Genomic DNA, 21,714 nt, shown 5'->3' with positions numbered 1-21,714 from the left:
AATTTTTAATATTTTTAGGATAAAAAAATGAAGTTTGTCAAAAAAGCGGCGTTAGTCCTCCTTCTGATTATCGTTTTAGGTTTCGGGTACGCCATATGGTTCTTTTCGGGGGAGATCATAAGATTCGAGACAGCGACGATTGAGGAGAAGATCGCAGAGAAAAAATTTCACGACCTGGCCGACTATGGCGTTAAACCCGAGGAAATAGAGTTTACGACGCTCAAAGATCCGAAGGATGTGGACGGCGAAAAGCTAACGCTCAAGGGGTGGTTCATTCCAGGTAAGAGCAAAGAATCGCCCACATTTATCGTCCTTCACGGCCAGAACGACAACAGGATAGGCTCCCTAAAATATTCAGGGATGCTCGCAAGGGCTGGATACAACGTCCTCGCCTACGACCACAGGTACCACGGTCTCTCAGAGGGAGATTTTTGCACCTTTGGCTATTACGAGAGTCATGACGTCTCATCCGCGGTAGACTACCTTGAGAAGCGCGGCGACTGTAATCTCGAGCAGCTCGGCGTCTTAGGGGAGTCGATGGGGGCGGCGATAGCCATCATGGCCGCCGCAAACGACGACAGGATAAAGCTCCTGATCGAGGATTCGAGCTACCCGTCGCTTCCGATAATAGTTTCGGACTACGCAAAGGCCCTCTACGGCCTACCGAGGTTCCCGATAGTCGACTCCGCCCTCCTTTTGGCGGGAATAAGGGCGCATTTCAAGCCGAGTGAAGTCGCCCCAATCCTGGCGATAAAAGAGGTTGTTGTGCCCACGCTTATACTACACTGCGATGGAGACCTCAACATAAAGCCGGAATACTCGACCGAGATGTACGATGCCGCAGGTGCCGAAGACAAGGAGATATACTTCTTCTCCGGCTGTACCCACACGATGGGCTACGAAGACTACACCGATATGTACGAGGAGCTTGTCCTGTCGTTCATCAAGAAGCGCTGGCCCTAAAAAAACTTCGGCCCCTATTGTTTCTCTGTCATTTAGTCGGATGGGAAGCGGAAGAAACTTGATGAGGAGAGAAGCTTAATCTAAAAGTAAGGGTGATGATCGGGGTAAAAAATAGGGTGTTGGTGATGGTGGAAAATCAGGCGGTGGTCCAAATGGATTACTGAACCAACAGGTGGTGGATCAAATGTTTATAGGGGCCAAAGGGCGGCGGGTTAAACGGATTGCGTGATCAAAAGCTTGTGGACAAAATGGTTGTCGGGGCCAACAGGTTTCGGGCCGAGGGGATGTTTGAGGTTCGGCCGGGGGTGAGAAGGATTGGAAATCGCTGGGGGACAAACGTGGTGATTGAAGTATTTGTGTCTTTTAAATGATGCGGCACTTCTCTCTCTCTCTCTCTCTCTCTGTCGGGGAGCTGACATTGCAGAATTGACGCCGGTATGAGGCGGTGCAGCGTATATACTCAAGATTCATCCGGTGGAGCTGTAAGGCCGCCGGGACAACGGCTGGCTGGATAAGCGGATTGTGTGACCGGAAGCGGGTTTAAATGACGGTCGGCTTATTTTCTTGTGTTCCAACGAGCGGCGGGACGGGGCGATGTTCGGGAGTCTGCTTCGGAAAATGAGCGGTTGGGCCTGGTCAGAAGAATTCGACCAAAGCCGCAGAGTCAGGACGGCCGGATGGGCGGCCATTAATGAAGCCCGTATCGTTCCATTATCGCCCTGTTGAAGCGGGGCCTGTAGATAAGCTCGAAGGTCTCCTCCTTTCCCGGAAAGAGGGCAATCGCCTGATTCTTCACCCCCTCCACGAGCCTCTGGGCCCTCTCGATGGGGAGGTCGCCCTGAAGGATGATGCTTATGGTGAGGTCGACCAAGGTCCTCAGCCTGTTGATCTTCTTCTGCTCCTCCCTTATCTCCTCCTTTGAGATCATGCTTCGTCCTCCCTAAATATCCCCGATGTAGACCTTTTTGTAATCCAAAGTCGATGAGGGAGGCCCATCCCCTGTGATAACGACGTCTTCAACCTCCCCGATGAAGAGGGTGTGGTCACCGGCGTCCAGAGTCTCCACTAACTTCAGCTCGAAGGCACAAAGGTAGTCGTTGAAGAGAGGCGCCCCCGACCTTCCCGCAATCACGTTGTCGCCGGAAAAGAGGCTCTTTTGATCTCCGGCCTTTATTCTCTTGAGGTCTGTCTCCCTCCCCTTCTGAACCACCATCAGGCCGAAGTGCACGTCGCCGTCCTTTTTGGATACTTCGGACAATTCCATGAGGATATTGTGGATGAAGCGCACCTTCTTTATCCCAACCATTATCCTTGGCGGATTGTAGGATACCTGAGAGACCCAGGACGCCACCATTGCGCACTTCGTCTCGCCGTCGTCCACGGTGACGACGTAAAGACCGTAGGTCAGTGAAGACAGTCCCTTTTTTAGCTTTTCGTCCATATTAAACAAAACAGGTTTTTAAAGGCCCCGATCTTGAAATTAAAAGGGTGTTCTATTTATTAAATCCTACTTCAAACCCTACTTCAAGACCGAAAACCACCTTACAAAAGGTCGGCCCCTTTGACACGGCACGAATCAGATGGCAGCCCGCTCTCCCTCTACTTTATCTCGGTGATGAATCCCGAGTGTCCGGCCTCCGAGAGAACCTCGGCGCCCTTCTCCGCGTCTTCCTTGGTGGGGAATTTCCCCGCCCGAACGCGGTAATAGGTCGACTCCGTGGTGACGAACTCCTCGATCCATACGTTTTCGATGTAACCCTTTATCGTCTCCGAAAGCCTCTCGGCATTCTCCCTGCTGGAGAACGAGCCGACCTGAATAGTGAAGTAAACCTTGTACTCGCCGGTGTTGTTGAGTTTGGGCGTATCGTCCGTTGTGGATTCGGGGGCGGTTGCTGTCTCCAATTCCTCGGTGGCCTCCCCGGCAAGCACCTCGACCCTTACCTTGATCGTCCCCGAGTGGATCATGTCGATAACCTTCGCCGAGGCGTATGATAGATCTATGACCCTCTCCTTGGCGAACGGGCCCCGGTCGTTGATCCTCACCGTTACCGACTTGTTGTTTTCAAGATTGGTGACGATGCACTTGGTTCCCATGGGAAGGCTCTTGTGGGCGGCAGTAAGCTCGTACATGTCGAATATCTCGCCGCTGGCGGTCTTTTTCCCGTGGAATTTCGGCCCGTACCAGGAAGCCATCCCCTCGAAGGTATCGACCACCTCCGCTGGTGGGATCTTTTCGGTCGTAATCGACACCTTATCCTCAGACGGAGGTATGTAGGTGTTATGCCTGCTCTTGACCCCCATATTGAAAAGCGAGCAGCCGGAGACGGGAAACAGAAAAATTATCGTCCAGATAAGGAAAGGCTTAAAGTTATTCATGATACTCATTCCTCAGAATAAAATGAAAATAATTCAAAGCCAGTCTATTTTTCAATACGCTCGAGAAATTCATGCAGTTTTTTTGTGTAACCTTTTCGCGCAGACCCCAACGTGTAGAATCTCGTTTGCCTCTTTCCATCCACCTCACTTTTCATGGTAAGGATTTCCTCGTGGGTGAAGAGATTAAGGGCATTCTTGATATTTATGCGAGACAGAGATTCCGGCCTAGTTATCTCGCCTCTGGTGAACATCTTTTCGCCGACCTTGGTTATTCGATTTACAAGGTCTTTTTCGCTCCTCTTTTTTCCCTCCAGATAGTCCGGAAGTGTAACGAGTGTTACAAGGTACGATTCGAGGTAATTCCTTATCAATCCGGTAAAGATGTAGAGCTTTTTCTCCATCCCTTTGTTTATCTTGAATTGGCCGTTCTTTTCTACGATAATATCGCTTTCCTTGAGGTATTCGAGGACCTGATTTACCCTCTCTACGTCCGTAAGCTCCATATCGTATATAAAGTCGTACTTGAAGAGTTTCCTCAGGTATGTGTAGTCTTCGGTGATCTGCTTCTTGGAAGAGCCCGCCTCCTGACGGGAGAGAATGGAGACTGAGATAAAGGCGGGCGGAAGGAGGAAGTGAAGCGTGGAGTTTTTGTAAAACTCGAGGTTGAGACGCTTTTCGTCCGGCACGAAAAAGACCTGCTCATAATCCTCCTCTTCATCATCCTGGTCATGCCTTACTATCTCTATCAACTTCTCTTCTATAAATGTCGAAAGGGTATCTCTTATCGCCGCCCGTGGATTGTTCAGGGCTTTTGTAATCCGGGCGCCGGTAAATCTCAGATAATCCAGCATGAAGTAGACCGTATCAATAAGCTCCTCCCAAAGTAGGGCGCCCTTGATATGAGACATAAAGGCCGCCGAGACAAGCTGGGAAGTCAGCACAATACTGACCTCGTTTATCGAGTGTACTATCTTGTATGCAAGGTTGTACTGCAGTTTTCTGAGATCCGTCTTCGTGATCTCGTCCGGGTTGTATCCCGATGAGATAAAGAAATCCTTCAGCGAGATAGGATCGTTGAAGTTTATAAAGACCGTACCGTAGCGTTTTTTTAAGACGCTTCTGCTCTTTATCATGGTCAAAAGGTTTTCCTTTTCCTTGTTTCCGCCGGACATCTCTTTTATGTAGGATTTTTCCTCCATGACCTTGTCATACCCGATGGAGACTGGAATAAATGAGATGTCATCGATATCCCCGGAGAAGAAGGCGTCTATGATTATAGAAAGCAGGCCGAGCTTTGGCATGACGAGCTTTCCGGTCCTGGACCTTCCCCCCTCTATGAAGTACTCGATACTGTATCCTTCGGATAGGATGGTCTTGACGTATGTGGAAAAGACGATTGGATAGAGGGGATCGCCCTTGAATGTCCTCCTTATGAAAAATGCGCCGGAACGCCTGAAAATATGTCCCATCGGAAAAAAAGTAAGATTTACACCCGCCGCTATATGCGGTGGCGTGAGGTTGTTGTGAAAGAATATCTGAGAGAGTATAAGATAGTCCATGTGGCTTTTATGACAAGGCATTATCACAAGGGAAGATTTCTTTGCGGCCTCGCGAACCTTTTTCAAGCCCTCCATGTCCACCTCTGTTCCGCTGTAGATATTGTTCCAGACCCAGGTGACGACGATGTCGAAGAGATAGATGTAGGTCATGTTGTAATCGGCGGCGATCTCCTCGAGATAAGATATGGCCTTCTTTCTGAACTTCTCTTTGGGAACGCCCGTGACTTCGGAAAGCTCCTCAATCTGTCTTTTGAACCTCTCGTCCCAAAGCACCATCTCAAAAAGCTCCAGACGATCCTTCAGGGCCGGCCCCTTGATTATCCTCTCCTCGTTTTCGATGTTGTCCAACAGCGCTCTTCTTAGATCGAAAGAGAGCTCCCCGCTTATGGCCTCACCCCTTTCTTCCAAGAACTCCTTCAAATTTATCGGGTCGCCTAATTTGATAAAGGCCTTTCTGTAGTACCTGAAAAATACTATTATGCGGCGAAGCAGGCCAGGCTCTTCCTTGGGGCCAAACATAATGTTAGTCAGGGTTCTCTTCATACTCAGAGGTCTTTTGTGAAATATAATGATGTGTGGGACGATGTAAATCGTCTTTTCCATTACCTTTTGAGACCTGAGCAGATATACCACCGGGTCATCTACCTCCTTTAATGCAAATCTCTTCAAAAGCCCGGTGGGGTTGCGCAAGAAAAGGATCGAGGATTTCCCCTCTTCGGTCATTCTGCGGACGTAGTCGGTACGGTAGGGATTTGGCTGTTCCTGACGCTCGATGAATGCATAGAATTTTGAAAGAAGGATACGAAAGACCGATTTCAGGGGCTGGAACCAAATCATGTTGATGAAATTGCCGAAGATTGGGTAGGGCAGGCCCTCTGACTTATAGCGATGGTGGAAAAAGAGAAAATCGAGGGAGGACCTGTTCTTCTGGGCGTAGATTATCGTCCCCTTATTTGAAAGCTCCCTGATGGTTTTCAAGTCCTCATCAAGGATTGATACTTTATTCGCAAAACACTTAAATATTAGAGAAATTAGATAGCTGCTGCTCTCGCCGAAATAGGATGTATAATAATTAAGGCGGTTGCCAAGCAACATCATCATAAAGGAATTGAATTTCTCTCTGATGCTCTCTTTCTTTATTTTCTCTTTCATGACATCCTTAAAGAAAAAATTGGTTGTCTTTTAAGCAAAAAGTAGAAAAGATTGCAACATTACGCTAACACCAAAATGGTTGAAAGTCAAGGCCAATGGATGTTCCTGATTTTTTGAATAATGAGGGGGATTGAATCCTTAACGATTTGTAAAAAAAGCAAATTAAATTTATAATAACATTTAAGTTGAGAGACGGTCTGTATACTCCATGAAATAAATCAATGAAGTTCTTGAATTTTTGAAAAATTATATCAAAATATTTTTTCTTTACAAGACAAAAGAGATATTGTTATAATCTAAAAAATCCAAAGGAGTCAAAAATGAGAAGTGACAAGATGAAAAGGGGGCTGGAGAAGGCGCCTCACCGTTCGTTATTCAAGGCAATGGGTTATACGGACAGCGAGATAGCTCGTCCGATGGTTGGTGTAGTGAATTCCCATAACGAGATTATTCCCGGCCACATTCATCTTGACACGATAGCAGATGCGGTAAAGGCGGGCGTGAGGCTTGCGGGGGGAACACCGATAGAATTTCCCACAATCGGGGTATGCGACGGCATCGCGATGAACCACGAGGGTATGAAGTATTCACTGGCGAGCAGGGAGCTGATAGCCGACTCCATCGAGGTTATGGCTATGGCCCACCCCTTTGACGGGATGGTCATGGTCACAAACTGCGACAAGATAATCCCTGGGATGCTGATGGCGACGCTGAGGTTGAATATTCCAACAATTGTGGTCAGCGGCGGACCTATGATGGCAGGGATTTACAACGGAGTGGAAGTAGACTTGATAACCGTCTTCGAGGGTGTGGGGAGATTAAAGACGGGATCGATGTCTGAAGACGAGCTTGTCGGTCTCGAGAACAGCGCCTGCCCCGGATGCGGATCGTGCGCCGGCATGTTTACGGCAAACTCCATGAACTGCCTGACCGAGGCAATCGGGCTGGGCCTTCCGGGAAACGGCACGACCCCAGCAGTTAATGCCGCGAGGGTGAGGCTCGCAAAAGAGGCGGGAAGGAGCGTCATGAAGCTCATCGAGAAGAAGATTCTCCCAAGGGACATAGTAAACGAGAGATCGTTGATGAACGCCATAGCGGTTGACATGGCCTTGGGGTGCTCTACAAACACGGTTTTGCACCTCCCCGCGGTATCGAGGGAGGCCGGAATCGAGCTCAATCTCGACCTCTTCGACCAGATAAGCAGAAAGACCCCGCACCTCGTCCACCTGTCACCCGGAGGCCCACACCATCTACAGGACCTGTACAGGGCCGGGGGGATTCAGGCCGTGCTCTCCGTGCTTAATAGGGCCGGGATGATAGATGGCGACGTCATTACGGCAAACGGATTTACCGTTTCCCACAACATAGATGGAGTCGAGGTGGCGGATAAGAACGTGATACGGAATGTAAAAAATCCGTACAACAAGGAGGGGGGGATAGCGATCCTGAGGGGAAACCTGGCCCCGGACGGGGCCGTCGTAAAGCAGATCGCCGTGGATAAAAAGATGATGAAAAACACAGGTCCCGCAAGGGTGTTCGACTCAGAAGATGACGCCGCCAAGGCCATCCTGGACAAAAAGATCAAGAAGGGCGACGTAGTGGTCGTCAGATACGAGGGGCCGAAGGGCGGCCCCGGGATGAGGGAGATGCTCACCCCGACGTCGGTCATCGCCGGGATGGGGCTGGACAGGGACGTCGCCCTGATAACGGACGGCAGGTTTTCCGGCGGAACGAGGGGGGCAGCCATAGGGCACATTTCTCCCGAGGCGGCCGAGGGGGGAAACATAGCGCTCCTTCAGGAAGGCGACATCATAGAGATAGATATCCCAAAGAGGAAGTTGAACGTCAGGCTGACCGACGAGGAGCTGAACAAGAGGCGGGAGAAGTGGAAGCCCCCGGCTCCCAAGGTGACGACCGGCTACCTCGCCCGGTACGCCAAGATGGTTACATCGGCCTCGACCGGGGCGGTGTTCAAGGATTGAGGGGTCTGCCGCAAGTAGTGAAAAATTGTCGCCGGTGAACAGGCGGTTTTTATTAGATATTCTGGTGGTGAATTGCGTCATTTAGGAGAGCGGTTTTTGGTTCAGTTTCCTTTTTAATTTGAGCGACGAACGTTCACATTACTATTTTGATCATTCCATCCTACCGATTCAAGCTGGTCTCAATCTGCCCTCGTTCAATTTTGATACTGTTGTCTCGGCTTTAGTCCAATAACAATTTGCTATAACATATTGCCATAACAATTTGCCATAACGTTTTGATATTATGGGGGTTTTAATGAAAAAAGCGCTTCTGAATAAAAAATATTTTTTAATTTGGGCGGCGCTGTTTGTAATCGCCCTTGCCTCTATTCTCATCTTCTCCTGCACGGAGAGAGAGGGGGCCCTGCCCGAACCCCTCGAAACGGAGAGCGCCAACGGCCGGGAGCTCACAGGCGGCGGGGCGGCAGGGGGCGATTACGTAAAAACTACAGGCGATACGTCAAGGCTGGTACAGCCAACAGACATAGAATACCTGGGGGCCTTCAGGCTCCCGGACATCGTCGAGGGGGCCGATCCAGACCTCGCCTGGGAGTACGGCGGCGGCGCACTGACGTACCGGCCCACGGGCGACGCCTCAGGCCCCAAAGACGGCTTTCCAGGCTCGCTTTACGGCGTGGGCTTCGAGCCGTTGAGCCGGGTATCCGAGTTTGCTATCCCGGCCCCGGTAATATCCTCATTGAAAAATCCTGAAGAGCTGAACACGGCCGAGACCCTCCAGGGATTTTCGGACGTAGGCGGCGGCCACTTCGACGCCCTGACCGAGCTTCCCCGTGTGGGGCTTTGCTACCTCTCCATCCCGGAGACGGGGGAGAAGATCCACCTCTGCTGGGGACAGCACTTCCAAGACGAAGAGGGGGAGACGATCATTCCCTCCCACGCCTGGTTTGACCTGAACCTCAAATCCCCGAATACAATGGGCGCCTGGTGGATAGGAAACCAGTCCCTCTACAGCGTAGACAAATACATTTTCGAGATACCTAAGGAGTGGGCGGACAGATACGCCGGGGGGAGATACCTCGCCACCGGAAGATACAGGGACGGGGGCTGGTCCGGGAAGGGACCTTCGCTCTTCGCTTACGGCCCGTGGCTTTCGGGAAATCCCCCGGTAAACGGCGAGAGGCTGAAGGAAATACCGCTGATACTCTACTCCCACACGAGGGCCGACCCGTTTGACACGACGGATTTTCATTTAAACGGCTACCAGCACCCGGACGAGTGGGAGGGAGGCGCCTGGCTTAACACGGGGGACGGCAGGTCGGCGGTAATATTCGTAGGGACGAAGGGAACGGGAGAACGCTACTGGTACGGGTGGATGCACCCGGACGGCCCCGACAAGCCCTGCGTTGAGGACGAGATAACCGACATGGTGCTCTGCTTAAATGCCGACGGGACGCCCTGTCCCCCGGAGATCACCAAGGGGTGCTCCGGGCACAACGCCGACAGGGGTTGGTGGAGCACGGACTACAGCGCCCAGATCATCTTTTACGATCCGTCCGTTTTGGCTGAGGTGGCAGACGGCAAACTGGCACCCTATCAGCCTCAGCCCTACATCGTTTTGGATATTGACAAATATCTCTTCCTCCCCAATCCAACGGCCGATCCCTCGGTCACTGGGAAGGGCGCCCAGAGGAAGTACAGGATAGGCGGGACGGCCTACGACAGGGAGCGAGGCCACATTTACGTTATCGAGAGGTTCGCCGACGGAGTGAAGCCGGTGGTGCATGTCTTCAGAGTGAGGTGAGAGGAGGAGAGGACAAACACGCCCTCTAAGCTTGTAAGCGACCGGGCAATAAAACAGTAGATTGAATATTAAAATGCATCATCAATAGGAAGTTTGTCAATACCGCTTTTTATTGTTGGGAGGGGAAGTAGTTTTTGTTTTATGGGCGGGGATAAGAAATTGCGATGCAAAACGAATTAAATCCTTGCTAATCTCCATACCAAAGATACAAGGCCCACTCATTTAAAGCGGGCCTTTTCACATCACAAATCTCTTTCAAGACTGCCGAAGTCGACTATATTGATTGGCAGACACTGGAAACCGAACAACTTTTTCAGGAACAGCTCAGCGCCCGCCCGGGTGTTACTCCCTTTATATAGTTGCCGTTTTCGACGGTCAACACCCCGTTTGAAAATACCTTGTCGATTCCCAGGGGTTTTGAAGAACTGTTCTTCCGGGTTGTGGTGTCGGCGATCCTATCGGGGTCAAAGATCACAAGATCGGCGAAGTTTCCGGGCTTTATCGTTCCCCTGTCTTTGATCTTGAACCTCTCGGCGGATTTACCGGTCATTTTGTGTACGCATTCGGCCAGCGTCATCACACCCTTGTCCCTTGTGTATCTGCCGAGAAGTTTCGGGAATGCCCCGAAGGACGCCTGGTTTGGAACGCCGGTCGATCTCAGGATCGTGTCCGTTTCAAACATAACGAGTTCGTTGGACATCAGGCTCTCCAACATCTCCTCGTTTTCCTCGTCGCCCGTCAAGGCGTAAACGATCGCGAGGGTCTTTCCTTTGCTTTCTCTTACCAGCATGATAAAGACATCCACGGGGTCCATCCCCTCCATTTCCGCTATCTCCATGATGTTCAATCCGTTGTATTTTTCCCCTCCCTTGAAGGCGGAGTCCATCACCTGAATGTCGGAGTATTTCATGCCCACCAGCTTTATCGTCATGTTGAGCTCGAACCTCAGCTTCTTTATCGCCTTGGGGTCTTTCGAGTTCTTCTCAAAATCCTCGAGGAACCACGGGGGCAGGACGACATTTATGTAGCTGTTTCCTCCGAAAATGGGATACATGTCATACATCACGTCGAGTCCGTTCTTCCTCGCCTTTCTTACGATCTTTACCGCTTTTTTGGCCGTAGGCCAGGTTCTCTTCCCCGCGAAGACGAAATGGGAGATCTGAAGCCTTACACCTACCTTGGATGCTATTTTTATAATATGCTCAATCGCCTTGATGTTGTGGGCCTTCCCCCCCGGTATCAAGGCCGGTAGCAGGGGATATACGCTGGAGTATTTCGAGAGCGACTTTATGTGCACGGTCAAAATGCGATCCGCATCGGCGACGACCCCAGCAAGGGTTGTGAGCTCCTCGTCGGTTGAAAATATCCCCGGATGGTACTGAAGTCCGAACGACATGCCGAATGACCCCTCGTCGAAAGATTTTTTCGCTATCTTCACCATCCCCTTCAAGTCTTCGGGCGAAGGTTTCTTGACCTCGTCTCCGGTTGTCATAAGGTGCAGGGTGCCGTGACCGGTAAGCTGGGCGTTGTTAAAGAGGAGTTTTTTACCCGAGTTCAGGCAGTCGTTGTATTCAGAAATCCCCGTCCACTTGTAATCGATGGGGGTGTCGAGAAAGAACTCGGCGTATCTATTCAATTCGCCTTGGCTCTTTTTGTTGGTGGGGACCGGTGAAAAACCGCAGTTTCCGGTCACAACGGTCGTAACCCCTTGCTCCATCATGCAGTTTGCGAAATCCGTGTGGTTTTTCTGGGTAATTATCCAGTCGAAATGACTGTGGCAGTCGATAATGCCCGGGGATAGTGCCAGCCCCTTTAGATCAAAGGTTTCTTTTGCCTTCTTCTTGAGCAGATCCTTCGAATCGGTCGATGTGTCCGAGACAACTTCAACAATCCTATCTCCTTTTATAAGTATATGACCGGAGTAGGGCTCGGCACCCGTTCCATCCACTATCAGAGCATTCTTAATTAATAGATCAGACATGGTATAATCCTCCCTTTCAAAAGTATTAGAAAACAGCGTGAAGCATCGACGTCAATATTCAAGACAGCATATTTAGAATGTACTTGAAATGACAAGACTCGAGAATTTCCATTCTATCTAACGCACGGATTTCATGATCTGCTACCCCACCAGCGAGAAGACATAGGCAATTGTAATAACAACTGCGGCGATAAATCCGGCGGCTATTAAAATAAGCGGCAGGGCAATCGCCTTGAATCTGGTATAGCTGTTGTACTTGCGCTCATCGGTTAATATCGACTTCAGGTCGACCACCTGACTCACCTTTCTTCTGAACCATCCCAATGATTCCACACGGTGGTTTATTATCTTCTTGGAGGTTGAAATCCCGAAGTAGATATTTCCGAAAAGGGGTATTACCGATTCGTAGTTCAGGACGATAAGCCCCCCAGAGACGTCATGTATCGCGAGGTCTTCGCTGAATATGCTTCCGGCCCTCGCCTTGCCTATGACGATCCCGTTCAATACCACCGGCTTTCCTCTCAGGGGGCTTGCGTATGGATCGCACATGAGGTCAAAGACCGTGGTTTCCTCGGGCTTGGATATGGGTGGATACCTGTAGATCGCCTTCAGGAGCATCCCCATGCCGAATGTGACCAACATAATGGAAAACAGTTCCACCTTGAGGACGGTAAGTATAAGCCCGAAGAAGAGACCCATTATAGGGGCGAAGTATATCAAGACCTCGAGGAAGAACCTCCCGTAAAGCCTTCCCCTGTCCAGCTTGTGGCCCTCGAGGGTAACCTCGTCGAAGTTGAAGAGAGGGCTGATTCTCCTTTCGTCACACAGTTCCATCAGTCCCTTTATCCTCTTTCCGGTGAGGGGGTGGGTGGAGCCGAGCTGAACGATCTTCGACCAGGGGTTGTAGATGTCAAAGAGGAAGACCTTCGACACCCTCCTCGGATCGAATTCCACTATCTTCCTCGATTCGATGTCTTTTACCCCGGCCGCAACGCTCACGGCCGTGCCGACGTTGTCGGCGTTCTTGTAGTCCGTTATCCCCAGCGACCTGGTGCTGGCAAGAAGGCGCTTTGAGTTTAAGGTGTCGGGCTGCGTCGCGATTCCGTATGCGATCTTGACCAGTGCCGTGGCCAGGGTGTTCGGGTCGCCCGTCTCAACACCGGAGAAGTGATCGGCCAGGTACTCGCGTGTCCTTGAGAGGTAGAGGACGAAGTATGAACCTATCCACCAGAAAACAAGGGAGACAAGCCCTATAAGGGGGAAGGGGTTTTTACCCCTCGATCGAACCCTCGTGAATATGACGTAAACCTCATACAAAATCATAAGAAGCGTGTTGGCAATAGTCATCAAGATGAAATCGAGGTTTTTTATATGTCCCAGCTCGTGTCCGTATACGGCCGTTACCTCCTCAGGAGTCAGGTAATGAAAGAGTCCCTCCGACACGACGATCCTCGAGTTGCCGGGATACGAGCCGTAGCAGTACGCCGTGGGGTTGAGGTCGTCCACTATCCTCAACATCGGCACCTTTATCCCGTTTCGCTCGCACGCCTCCCTCAGGAACTTTGCCGTATGGGGACTCCTCATCTCCAGGTCTTCGATCTCGATAAACTTGAACTTGTAGAACCACTTGTGGATTTGATCTATTATCCAAGGGCTGATAAGCCAGGAGATGAAGCTGAAGACGACGGTCAAGAAAATCATTATCGGAGCGCCGATAAGCCCGGTAAAAAAGGTAACCAGAACGATTACAAAAAGAACGAAGGAGAGAAGAATGCCGAATGTGGCAAACGTTGCGAATATCAACCTTCCTTTCATGTAGTTTTCCTTTCTTAGAAATTCATCTAATTATATATTTTTTTACATTTTTGTCAAGAAGCCGCCGCCTATTTTGATTTATACGCTTAAAATTGTTATCCATTGTGAAATACCTTACGAATCTCCCTTATTTGCGCTTGTTTTATAGTCTCCTCTGTTCTATAATTGAAAATGAGATTTCTTATTTATTTGCCTGAAGGATTTAAGATTGAGTTCAATCAACGAAAGGGCGTATCTCGATATAGAAACTTCCTTTTACGGCCAGATTACCGTAATCGGGATTTTTATTGCCCCCGACAATTTCGTTCACTTAGTTGGCGATATGATCGAGGAATACACCATCATGAGGGCCCTCGACACCGCCGATGTGATAGTGACGTACAACGGCAGCCGCTTCGATATCCCGATTATAAAAAAGAGGTTGGGGCTCGATCTGAGGTCGTATTTCAAGTCCCACGACCTCATGTACGACTGTTGGAGACAGGGGCTTCACGGAGGGTTGAAGACGGTGGAGAAGAAGCTCGGCATAGGACGGGAGACGGAAGGTCTGTGCGGCAGGGACGCCCCGGTTCTCTGGGAAAGGTATATTAGAAGCGGTGACGAATCGGCCCTCGATCTCCTCCTGAGATACAACAGGGACGATGTGATGAACCTTCTCGTCCTGGAGGAGAGACTGAGGGGGCAAGAGACTGATGGGGAGACGGTCGGCCTTTTGAACGGGAGAGGCTCTCGATGACCGATAGAGGAGAGAAAACGAAATCCCCTAATGACCTTATGGATGTGATTAAGGTCAGGAGGAGCTATAGAAAATATGCCGGCGATCCGATACCGGGTGATAAGATAGGGTATTTGAAGGAGGTGGTTTTGGAGGGGGCTTCGGCCTTTGGGTTCAAAAGCCCCTTCTTTGTCTTCGTGACGAGGCCGGAAGGAAAAAAGCTCCTCAAAAGGGGGATATTCTCGGGCCTTATGGGGAAGGTGAATCCGTGGATCCTCACGACAAAGGCCTTTGGATTTGTCGTTTGCTGCGGTTATCCTGACAGCGCCGAAGTGTTGGAAGACAAGCATTTCTATCTCGCCGAGTGCTCGATCTTGATGGAGCTTTTGATGCTGGCTGCGGCGGAGGTCGGGGTAGGAACGTGCTGGATCGGCGGATTCGGCGAGGATGGAATAAAGAGGGCGCTCTCCATTCCTGATAACGCAAGGATCGTGGCGGTTACTCCACTGGGCTATCCCCCGGACAAGATAAAGGCTTCCTCCTTGGATTACATGGCGCGAAGTCTCGTCTCAAAGAGGAGAAAGCCCATGGAAAAGATCGTGACGATGATTTGAAGCCATATTATTACCTTAAAATATTATGATAGTGGGTGATCTGGTCAAGAATATCTGCGAGCCTTCGTCGTTTACGGATAAAGGGATAGAGGACGATATTTTAATGAAGGTGTTGGAGGCCGCAAGGCTCGCCCCTTCCGCGAACAACTCCCAGGTATGGCGGTTTTTCGTGGTGAAGGACCGCAGGGTTTTAAAGGCGCTTTTCGGGCTGTCAAAAAAGGCGTCTTTTGATTCGGCTCCGGTCATTATAGCCGCCTTTGCGGAGCCTTGGACGGTGGCAAGGAGGGGGAGAGAGCAACCCTTCTTCATGATAGACGTGCCGATCGACCTCTCCCACATTATACTTATGGCTAAAGAGCTCGGGATTTCCGCTTCAATCGAGTTCGAGTTTGACGAAACGAGGGTTGTCGAGCTGTTGAACCCACCCAAGAATTACCGGGCGGTGGCCCTTGTAGCCCTGGGTTACGCTGCCGATTTTCTCCCGAGGAAAAAGGTAGACCTTGAAGGTATGATCAGAGACGGATGATAAATGGATTACGCCCTCATTTGAAATATGACCGGCCATTTTAAATGGGAAACAATGCCATCGCCCGTTATTACACTGACCACAGACTTTGGATACAAGGATCCCTTTGTGGGGGTCATGAAGGGTGTTATCCTTAACATAAACCGCGATGCGGTGATAGTCGATCTCAATCACGGGGTCGCTCCTCAAGATTTGAGGGGAGGGGCCATCAGCATCCTCACAAGCTATCGCTTCTTTCCGGCGGGTACAATTCACGTCGTCGTTGTCGACCCTGGGGTTGGGACGATGAGACGACCCATTGCCGTGAAAACTGCCGACTATATTTTTGTTGGTCCTGACAACGGCGTCATCTCTTGGGCGATGACGGACAACGCCCCATATATAGTCAGAGAGATAAAGAACAGAGATTTCATGCTCGATGAGATTTCGTCGACGTTTCACGGCAGGGACATATTTTCGCCGACGGCTGCCCGCATAAGCCTGATGGGAGAATCGGGCGATTGGGAGATCATCGGCCCTAATGTGGCGGACCCGATTCTCATCCGATTCCCGGAGCCGAAAACCAAGGCCACCGAGATTATCGGTGAGATCGTTTACATCGACCGATTCGGAAATCTGATTACGAACATCCGCCCAAATATTGAGTCGGAGTATATCGAAGTAGTGATAGGCGATGCATACAGGATAAAAGTGGATGGATTATCCCGATCATATGAGGACGGCGATGGGCAAGGTCTTATACTGTTGGTCGGGAGTTCCGGCTTTCTGGAGATCGCAAAGAGGGGGGGGAGCGCGGAGAGGGTCGTGGGAGCCAAGATGGGTGAAAGGGTGAAGATTCTCTATGGAAGTGTAGGCTGAGGTTAGTCCTTGTTGACGGTCTGTATTTTTTACCTTGAATTGACGGATTGATCGCATGACCTAAAATATCGCGAAAAACATCTTGTTTTTGTTGTTGACAAAGGAAATGGAATTTGCTATATAAATACTTTATTTTTTTATAGAATTTCGGGGTGGAATATGGACAGGAAAGGTTCAGGGACCATAAATGCTCAAGATTTTGACTGCAGGATAGGAGAAGACACGGAGATAACGGGAAATATTACCGGGAACGAAAACATACTTATAAATGGTGAGATAACCGGAGATATTGACGTTAAGGCGTTGGTGTATGTAGGAGAGAACGGAAGGATAAAGGGAACGATCAAGGCGAATGACGTTGTAGTCGAGGGGAGAATAGAGGGGAGGCTCATAGTGCAAAATAAAATTGAGCTGACTGAAAGCGCTCATATCAACGCTGATATGGAGTGCGGAAAATTGGCGGTTACGGACGGTGCTTTCTACGAGGGGAAGGTCCATATGGAAGGGATAGAACAGATCAAGTAGAAATAGATGCGCTGTGGCATAAATTTCAAATTATCAACATACGGAATATAAGAATACAGAAAAATAAAGAATATAAATATTGCCGTATAAAATTTTTTTATTCATCAATGTAGGGGAGATATATATAGTTGTCCGCAAAAAGAAGGGTCTCAAGAAAAAAAACATTAAAAGAGCCAGATGAATTTATCACGTTATGGGAAAAAATATTCTATTTTTTAGAAGAGAATTCACGGGTATTTTACATCGCCGTTGTCGCACTAATTTCCCTATGCGTATGCGTAGTAGTTTTTTCGTTCTTCCATTTTAAACAACATAAAAAAGCAGAAATAGAAATAAGCCAGGCAATCGAAGACTACAGCCTCGCCAGGAGCGACGAGGACAAGCTCCTCGAAGTCCTCGATGATCTCAACTCCATTATCAAACATTATCCCTTATCCAATCAGAGAAAGTTTGCCTTTCTTTATCGCGGACACGTCCTTTACAACCTTGGGAGATACACCGAGGCCATGTCCGATTACAAGAAAGCCGAGAGAAAATTCAAAGGCCCAATGAAAAACGTGGTCATCGAGTCCATCGGCTTTACCCAAGAAAAATTGGAGGACTACGAAGAGGCGTCAAAGGCATATCTGAAAATCCTGAGCGATAAAAACGAGTCGAGCTATATAAACCTCATAAGGTCTCTCAGGGGTGAGGGGAAAGACGACGAAGCCGATAAATATTCGGAGAAATTTATGGAGCTCTTCCCCGATTCGTCGTACACGGAAATAGTTAAGGCCAAGATGGGCAAAGTTCCGGAAAAGACGGAAAACCTCAAAGAGGGAGAAGAGGAGGACGAAAAAGAGGGTGAAGAATAGTATGGCGGCTGAATCTGAAATGGTGTTGATGTCGGGTAACGAGGCGATAGCCCGGGGCGCCTACGAGAGCGGCGTTGTCTTTGCTTCCGCCTATCCGGGGACGCCTTCGACCGAAATACTCGAAAACATGAAGAACTACGATGGGGTCTACTCCGAGTGGTCGCCAAACGAAAAGGTCGCCCTGGAGGTGGGTGTGGGCGCCGCATATGCCGGAGCGAGGGCGCTGGTCGCCATGAAGCACGTGGGCGTCAATGTTGCCGCCGATCCCCTCTTTACCCTATCTTATACCGGAGTTAGGGGAGGGCTCGTCATAGTTTCGGCGGACGATCCGGAGCTCCACAGCTCCCAGAACGAGCAGGACAACAGGAACTACGCGAAGTTCGCAAAGATCCCGATGCTCGATCCGAGCGACAGTCAGGAGGCCAAGGACTTCGTTAGGCTCGCCTTCGATATATCGGAGAAGTTCGACACCCCCGTCTTCCTCAGAACCACAACGAGAATATCCCACTCGAAATCCCCCGTTAAAATTTCACCCGCAGACAGGGACAACGCCACAAAGGGTATAGCAGCGGTAAAGGACCCCGAGAAGCTCGTTATGCTTCCGAACAACGCCAGGAAGAGACACGTGGTGGTCGAAAAGCGCCTCGACGATCTGAGGGAGTTCGCAAACGATTTCACGGAAAACAGGATAGAGGAAGGGAAGGGGAAGACCGGGATAGTAACATCCGGTATATCGTATCAATACGCCAAGGAGCTGTTTCCCAATGCCCCCATCTTAAAGCTGGGGATGATCTACCCCCTTCCCGAGAAGATAATCAGGGAGTTCGTCAAGGACCTGGACGAGGTTGTGGTAATCGAGGAGCTCGATCCCTTCTTCGAGGAGCAGATTAAGGCGATGGGTATCGAGGCGAAGGGAAAGGAGTTCATACCGATATTGGGGGAGCTTAACCTCGATATAGTCGAATCGTCCGGGTTGATAGGGACTCAAGGCCCGAAGCTTAGGGAACCGGTCGAGATCGATCTCCCGAAGCTCCCGCCGAGGCCTCCCAACATGTGCCCCGGGTGTCCCCACAGAGGTGTCTTCTACGAATTATCAAAGAAGAAGGTGTTCGTAACGGGTGACATCGGGTGTTACACGCTGGCGTTTCTTCCGCCCTTGAGGTCAATCGACACTTGTCTCTGTATGGGGGCAAGCATAGGACATGCCATAGGGATGGACAAGGTCCTCTCGATGGCGGATCATGAAAAGGGCGAGGGGGGGGTGGTTGCGGTCATCGGCGATTCGACCTTCTTTCACTCCGGGATTACCGGCCTTATGGACGCGGCCTATAACAGGTCGGGGTCAACCATCATCATCCTCGACAACCGCACCACCGCCATGACGGGCGCCCAGGACAACCCAGGGACGGGAAGGACGCTTATGGGGGACGAGACAAACATCGTTGACGTCGAGGCACTGGCCAAGGCCCTCGGCATAAAGCGCTTATCCGTGATAGATCCCTACGACCTCGATAATACCTCCTTGGTCATATCGAATGAGCTTAAATCGAAGGAGACCTCCCTAATCATCTCCAGGGGGCCATGCGTCTTGCTTCGAGGGGCAAAGAGGGATAGTTGGAAACAACACACCATCGACGTCGATAAATGCACGGGGTGCAAGGCCTGCCTTAAGCTGGGATGCCCAGCCCTCGGTTGGGCGCCGGATGAGTTGAACTCCAAGGGGAAAGAGGGCAGGGCAGTCATAGATCGTTTGATATGTATAGGATGCGGTGTTTGCACCAATCTGTGCAAATTCGACGCTATTGTCACTTAAATAATATTTGCTTATTATAGATTTGTAAAAAATCTTTGAAGATTTTGTTGGACTATTTTCGATTATAATGTTATTTTAAGCGCTCATGTAGTTTTTTGGTGGTGAGGTTGCAAATGCATTGATGGTGGGGGTCGGTGGGCAGGGGTGCAGGGGTACAGGATGCTATTGTGATGGGAGATCGTGCGGTTTTAGACGGTGAGATTACAAATAGAGTGACGGCGGAAGTAGAGTTGGCAGGGTGCAATTATAATGGGAGCTCGTTAGGTTTTTGGGCGGCAAAGTTACAAATATATTGATGGCGGGAGTAGGGGGACAGGGCGTCATTATGGCATCCGATCTCCTCTCGGAAGTGCTCCTCAAGAGCGGTTTTGACGTGAAAAAGAGCGAGGTTCACGGAATGGCCCAGAGAGGGGGGAGTGTGGTCACCCACGTCAGGTTCGGCGATAAGGTCTTCTCTCCTCTGATAAAGAAGGAGAGCGCGGATATCCTCTTTTCGCTGGAACTTCTGGAAACCTTACGCTATATAGATTTTTTGAACAGAGATACCATAATTATCTTGAACGACTATCGCCTGAATCCCCCGTCTGTTTCTCTGGGCGTGGAGAAGTATCCCGAGGGGATATACGAATTGCTTGAACGCTCGTTTCCCAGGGTCTCCCTGATAAAGGGGCTCGAAATAGCGGAGAACCTCGGAAACGCGAAGGCTGTGGGCACAGTCGTCTTGGGGCACCTCTCAAACTACATAGACGTAACCGCCGATAAATGGATAGAGGTCATGAAGGATAGTTTGCCGAAAAAAATATTGGATATAAATTTGAAGGCCTTTGATGCAGGCAGGTCGGTGGAAAAGGTATCATAGACTGGAGGTCATCTTATGATATATAATAAAAAATTCGAGACACTTCCGAGAGTGGAGCTTGAAGCCCTTCAATTGAAAAGACTCCAGGATGTGGCCAAGAGGCTGTACGAGAGGGTGCCGTTCTCCAAGAAGGCGTTTGACGATGCCGGCATAAAACCGGATGACATTAAGGAATTAGGAGACCTCAAAAACCTACCTTTTACAAACAAATCGGATCTGAGAGACAACTATCCTTTCGGCCTCTTCACAGTGTCGATGGACGATATAGTCAGGATTCACGCCTCTTCGGGCACAACGGGAAAGCCCACGGTCGTCGGTTACACGAAAAACGATATAGATACATGGTCGGAGCTCATGGCCCGGACCCTGGCATCGGCCGGTGTAACCAAGGGGGACATTATACACAACGCCTACGGTTACGGGCTATTTACCGGCGGTCTCGGATTTCATTACGGGGCGGAGACCCTGGGGTCTTCGGTGATACCTATTTCGGGCGGCAATACGAAGAGACAGATAATGATCATGAAGGATTTCGGCCCGACGGTCTTGACGTGTACTCCTTCGTACGCCTTGCACCTTGCCGAGGTAGCAGAAGAAGTGGGCGTCGATTTCAAGGAGATGAAGCTCAAGATAGGCGTATTGGGAGCGGAGCCTTGGTCGAATAAGATGCGCTTAGAGATAGAGAAAAAGCTGAATATCGACGCCATTGACCTGTATGGCCTCTCAGAGATTATCGGGCCTGGCGTCTCCACGGAATGTTTGGAGGCTAAGGACGGACTGCACGTGTTCGAGGATCATTTTATTCCCGAAATAATCGACCCGAATACCGGGGAGACACTCCCCTACGGCGAAAAGGGGGAACTTGTCTTCACCACGATAACAAAGGAGGCCTTCCCTGTGATTCGCTATCGAACGAGGGACATCTCTTCCCTCAACCCGGAGCCTTGCAAGTGCGGCAGGACCCACGTGAGGATGGACAGGATAAGCGGCCGCACCGACGATATGCTTATAATTCGAGGGGTGAATGTCTTCCCCTCACAGATAGAGAGTGTCCTGCTTAACATCAAAGACGTGGAGCCTCATTACCAGTTGATCGTGGAGAGGGAAGGAGCCCTTGATATACTCGAGGTGAGGGTAGAGGTAAACGAGACCGTCTTCTCGGACGAGATAAAGGGATTGCAGAAGCTTGAGAGTGATATTGAAAAGGAGATCAAAGACCTCCTGGGCGTCAGCGTAACGATAAAGCTTGTGGAGCCGAAGACGATTCAGAGGAGCGAGGGGAAGGCCGTAAGGGTAATCGATAACCGTAAAATTTAGGGAG

At 50.1% G+C, this 21,714-nt stretch carries 19 protein-coding genes; 12 read left to right on the top strand and 7 right to left on the bottom strand.

What is annotated here, in order from left to right; genetic code table 11:
• The first annotated feature begins 27 nt into the window (after positions 1 to 27).
• Entirely contained in the window at positions 28 to 963 is a 936-nt protein-coding gene (locus JW984_11755) for an alpha/beta fold hydrolase (protein ID MBN1573862.1), read from the top strand.
• A gap of 688 nt (positions 964 to 1,651) precedes the next feature.
• Here the strand turns inward: JW984_11755 and JW984_11750 are convergent.
• The 4 genes from JW984_11750 to JW984_11735 form a co-directional block, all read right to left on the bottom strand.
• Entirely contained in the window at positions 1,652 to 1,891 is a 240-nt protein-coding gene (locus tag JW984_11750) for a hypothetical protein (GenBank protein MBN1573861.1), read from the bottom strand.
• 12 nt (positions 1,892 to 1,903) lie between these two features.
• Positions 1,904 to 2,404, bottom strand: coding sequence for a flavin reductase (locus tag JW984_11745; GenBank protein MBN1573860.1), 501 nt, complete (start codon positions 2,402 to 2,404; stop codon positions 1,904 to 1,906).
• 158 nt (positions 2,405 to 2,562) lie between these two features.
• A complete protein-coding gene (locus JW984_11740) occupies positions 2,563 to 3,339 on the bottom strand; it encodes a septal ring lytic transglycosylase RlpA family protein (protein MBN1573859.1) in 777 nt (258 codons plus the stop codon).
• Positions 3,340 to 3,383: 44 nt separating this feature from the next.
• A complete protein-coding gene (locus tag JW984_11735) occupies positions 3,384 to 6,050 on the bottom strand; it encodes a 1-acyl-sn-glycerol-3-phosphate acyltransferase (protein MBN1573858.1) in 2,667 nt (888 codons plus the stop codon).
• Positions 6,051 to 6,370: 320 nt separating this feature from the next.
• Between JW984_11735 and ilvD the strand changes: the two genes are divergently transcribed.
• Together ilvD and JW984_11725 are read left to right on the top strand one after the other, a co-directional pair.
• Entirely contained in the window at positions 6,371 to 8,032 is a 1,662-nt protein-coding gene (ilvD, locus tag JW984_11730) for a dihydroxy-acid dehydratase (GenBank protein ID MBN1573857.1), read from the top strand.
• A gap of 295 nt (positions 8,033 to 8,327) precedes the next feature.
• Positions 8,328 to 9,833, top strand: coding sequence for a hypothetical protein (locus tag JW984_11725; GenBank protein ID MBN1573856.1), 1,506 nt, complete (start codon positions 8,328 to 8,330; stop codon positions 9,831 to 9,833).
• Between the two features lie 313 nt (positions 9,834 to 10,146).
• Here the strand turns inward: JW984_11725 and JW984_11720 are convergent, their stop codons facing one another.
• Both JW984_11720 and JW984_11715 read right to left on the bottom strand, forming a co-directional pair.
• A complete protein-coding gene (locus JW984_11720; GenBank protein MBN1573855.1) occupies positions 10,147 to 11,814 on the bottom strand; it encodes an amidohydrolase family protein in 1,668 nt (555 codons plus the stop codon).
• Positions 11,815 to 11,955: 141 nt separating this feature from the next.
• Positions 11,956 to 13,629: a M48 family metalloprotease gene (locus JW984_11715; protein ID MBN1573854.1), complete on the bottom strand. Its 1,674-nt coding sequence runs from the start codon at positions 13,627 to 13,629 to the stop codon at positions 11,956 to 11,958.
• A 217-nt stretch (positions 13,630 to 13,846) separates the two neighbouring features.
• Here JW984_11715 and JW984_11710 point away from each other — a divergent pair, with 217 nt between their 5' ends.
• The 5 genes from JW984_11710 (at position 13,847) to JW984_11690 (ending at position 16,867) form a co-directional block, all read left to right on the top strand.
• Positions 13,847 to 14,365 (top strand): ribonuclease H-like domain-containing protein, encoded by a 519-nt coding sequence (locus tag JW984_11710; GenBank protein MBN1573853.1) that lies wholly within the window; start codon positions 13,847 to 13,849, stop codon positions 14,363 to 14,365.
• Positions 14,362 to 14,958, top strand: coding sequence for a nitroreductase family protein (locus tag JW984_11705; protein ID MBN1573852.1), 597 nt, complete (start codon positions 14,362 to 14,364; stop codon positions 14,956 to 14,958). Before JW984_11710 ends, JW984_11705 begins: the two co-directional genes overlap by 4 nt.
• A 25-nt stretch (positions 14,959 to 14,983) precedes the next feature.
• Positions 14,984 to 15,484 carry a nitroreductase family protein gene (locus JW984_11700; GenBank protein ID MBN1573851.1) on the top strand — a complete coding sequence of 167 codons (501 nt, stop codon included), beginning with the start codon at positions 14,984 to 14,986 and terminating at the stop codon, positions 15,482 to 15,484.
• 54 nt (positions 15,485 to 15,538) lie between these two features.
• Positions 15,539 to 16,342, top strand: a complete 804-nt coding sequence (locus JW984_11695; GenBank protein MBN1573850.1) for an SAM-dependent chlorinase/fluorinase — start codon at positions 15,539 to 15,541, stop codon at positions 16,340 to 16,342.
• A 159-nt stretch (positions 16,343 to 16,501) separates the two neighbouring features.
• Positions 16,502 to 16,867: a polymer-forming cytoskeletal protein gene (locus JW984_11690; protein ID MBN1573849.1), complete on the top strand. Its 366-nt coding sequence runs from the start codon at positions 16,502 to 16,504 to the stop codon at positions 16,865 to 16,867.
• 266 nt (positions 16,868 to 17,133) lie between these two features.
• Here JW984_11690 and JW984_11685 read toward each other — a convergent pair whose 3' ends face one another.
• Entirely contained in the window at positions 17,134 to 17,292 is a 159-nt protein-coding gene (locus JW984_11685; GenBank protein MBN1573848.1) for a hypothetical protein, read from the bottom strand.
• 81 nt (positions 17,293 to 17,373) lie between these two features.
• On the opposite strand from JW984_11685, the gene JW984_11680 reads away from it, so the two are divergent.
• The 4 genes from JW984_11680 (at position 17,374) to JW984_11665 (ending at position 21,710) form a co-directional block, all read left to right on the top strand.
• Positions 17,374 to 17,721 (top strand): hypothetical protein, encoded by a 348-nt coding sequence (locus JW984_11680; protein ID MBN1573847.1) that lies wholly within the window; start codon positions 17,374 to 17,376, stop codon positions 17,719 to 17,721.
• A 19-nt stretch (positions 17,722 to 17,740) separates the two neighbouring features.
• Positions 17,741 to 19,534 carry an indolepyruvate ferredoxin oxidoreductase subunit alpha gene (iorA, locus tag JW984_11675; GenBank protein MBN1573846.1) on the top strand — a complete coding sequence of 598 codons (1,794 nt, stop codon included), beginning with the start codon at positions 17,741 to 17,743 and terminating at the stop codon, positions 19,532 to 19,534.
• Positions 19,535 to 19,802: 268 nt separating this feature from the next.
• Complete coding sequence (locus JW984_11670; protein ID MBN1573845.1) at positions 19,803 to 20,393, top strand: indolepyruvate oxidoreductase subunit beta; 591 nt, start codon at positions 19,803 to 19,805, stop codon at positions 20,391 to 20,393.
• A 15-nt stretch (positions 20,394 to 20,408) separates the two neighbouring features.
• Entirely contained in the window at positions 20,409 to 21,710 is a 1,302-nt protein-coding gene (locus JW984_11665; GenBank protein MBN1573844.1) for a phenylacetate--CoA ligase, read from the top strand.
• Positions 21,711 to 21,714: the final 4 nt, after the last annotated feature.

This window comes from Candidatus Zymogenus saltonus (assembly GCA_016929395.1).
GTDB lineage: Bacteria > Desulfobacterota > Zymogenia > Zymogenales > Zymogenaceae > Zymogenus > Zymogenus saltonus.
Note: the sequence above shows the minus strand (reverse complement) of the source record. Positions and strands in the feature narration are given on the sequence as shown.

Coding starts and splice junctions, on each gene's coding strand:
- JW984_11755 (MBN1573862.1), top strand. CDS start 28: ATGAAGTTTGTCAAAAAAGCGGCGTTAGTCCTCCTTCTGATTATCGTT.
- JW984_11750 (MBN1573861.1), bottom strand. CDS start 1,891: ATGATCTCAAAGGAGGAGATAAGGGAGGAGCAGAAGAAGATCAACAGG.
- JW984_11745 (MBN1573860.1), bottom strand. CDS start 2,404: ATGGACGAAAAGCTAAAAAAGGGACTGTCTTCACTGACCTACGGTCTT.
- JW984_11740 (MBN1573859.1), bottom strand. CDS start 3,339: ATGAATAACTTTAAGCCTTTCCTTATCTGGACGATAATTTTTCTGTTT.
- JW984_11735 (MBN1573858.1), bottom strand. CDS start 6,050: ATGAAAGAGAAAATAAAGAAAGAGAGCATCAGAGAGAAATTCAATTCC.
- ilvD (MBN1573857.1), top strand. CDS start 6,371: ATGAGAAGTGACAAGATGAAAAGGGGGCTGGAGAAGGCGCCTCACCGT.
- JW984_11725 (MBN1573856.1), top strand. CDS start 8,328: ATGAAAAAAGCGCTTCTGAATAAAAAATATTTTTTAATTTGGGCGGCG.
- JW984_11720 (MBN1573855.1), bottom strand. CDS start 11,814: ATGTCTGATCTATTAATTAAGAATGCTCTGATAGTGGATGGAACGGGT.
- JW984_11715 (MBN1573854.1), bottom strand. CDS start 13,629: ATGAAAGGAAGGTTGATATTCGCAACGTTTGCCACATTCGGCATTCTT.
- JW984_11705 (MBN1573852.1), top strand. CDS start 14,362: ATGACCGATAGAGGAGAGAAAACGAAATCCCCTAATGACCTTATGGAT.
- JW984_11700 (MBN1573851.1), top strand. CDS start 14,984: ATGATAGTGGGTGATCTGGTCAAGAATATCTGCGAGCCTTCGTCGTTT.
- JW984_11695 (MBN1573850.1), top strand. CDS start 15,539: ATGCCATCGCCCGTTATTACACTGACCACAGACTTTGGATACAAGGAT.
- JW984_11690 (MBN1573849.1), top strand. CDS start 16,502: ATGGACAGGAAAGGTTCAGGGACCATAAATGCTCAAGATTTTGACTGC.
- JW984_11685 (MBN1573848.1), bottom strand. CDS start 17,292: ATGTTTGATAATGGAGTTGAGATCATCGAGGACTTCGAGGAGCTTGTC.
- JW984_11680 (MBN1573847.1), top strand. CDS start 17,374: ATGTCCGATTACAAGAAAGCCGAGAGAAAATTCAAAGGCCCAATGAAA.
- iorA (MBN1573846.1), top strand. CDS start 17,741: ATGGTGTTGATGTCGGGTAACGAGGCGATAGCCCGGGGCGCCTACGAG.
- JW984_11665 (MBN1573844.1), top strand. CDS start 20,409: ATGATATATAATAAAAAATTCGAGACACTTCCGAGAGTGGAGCTTGAA.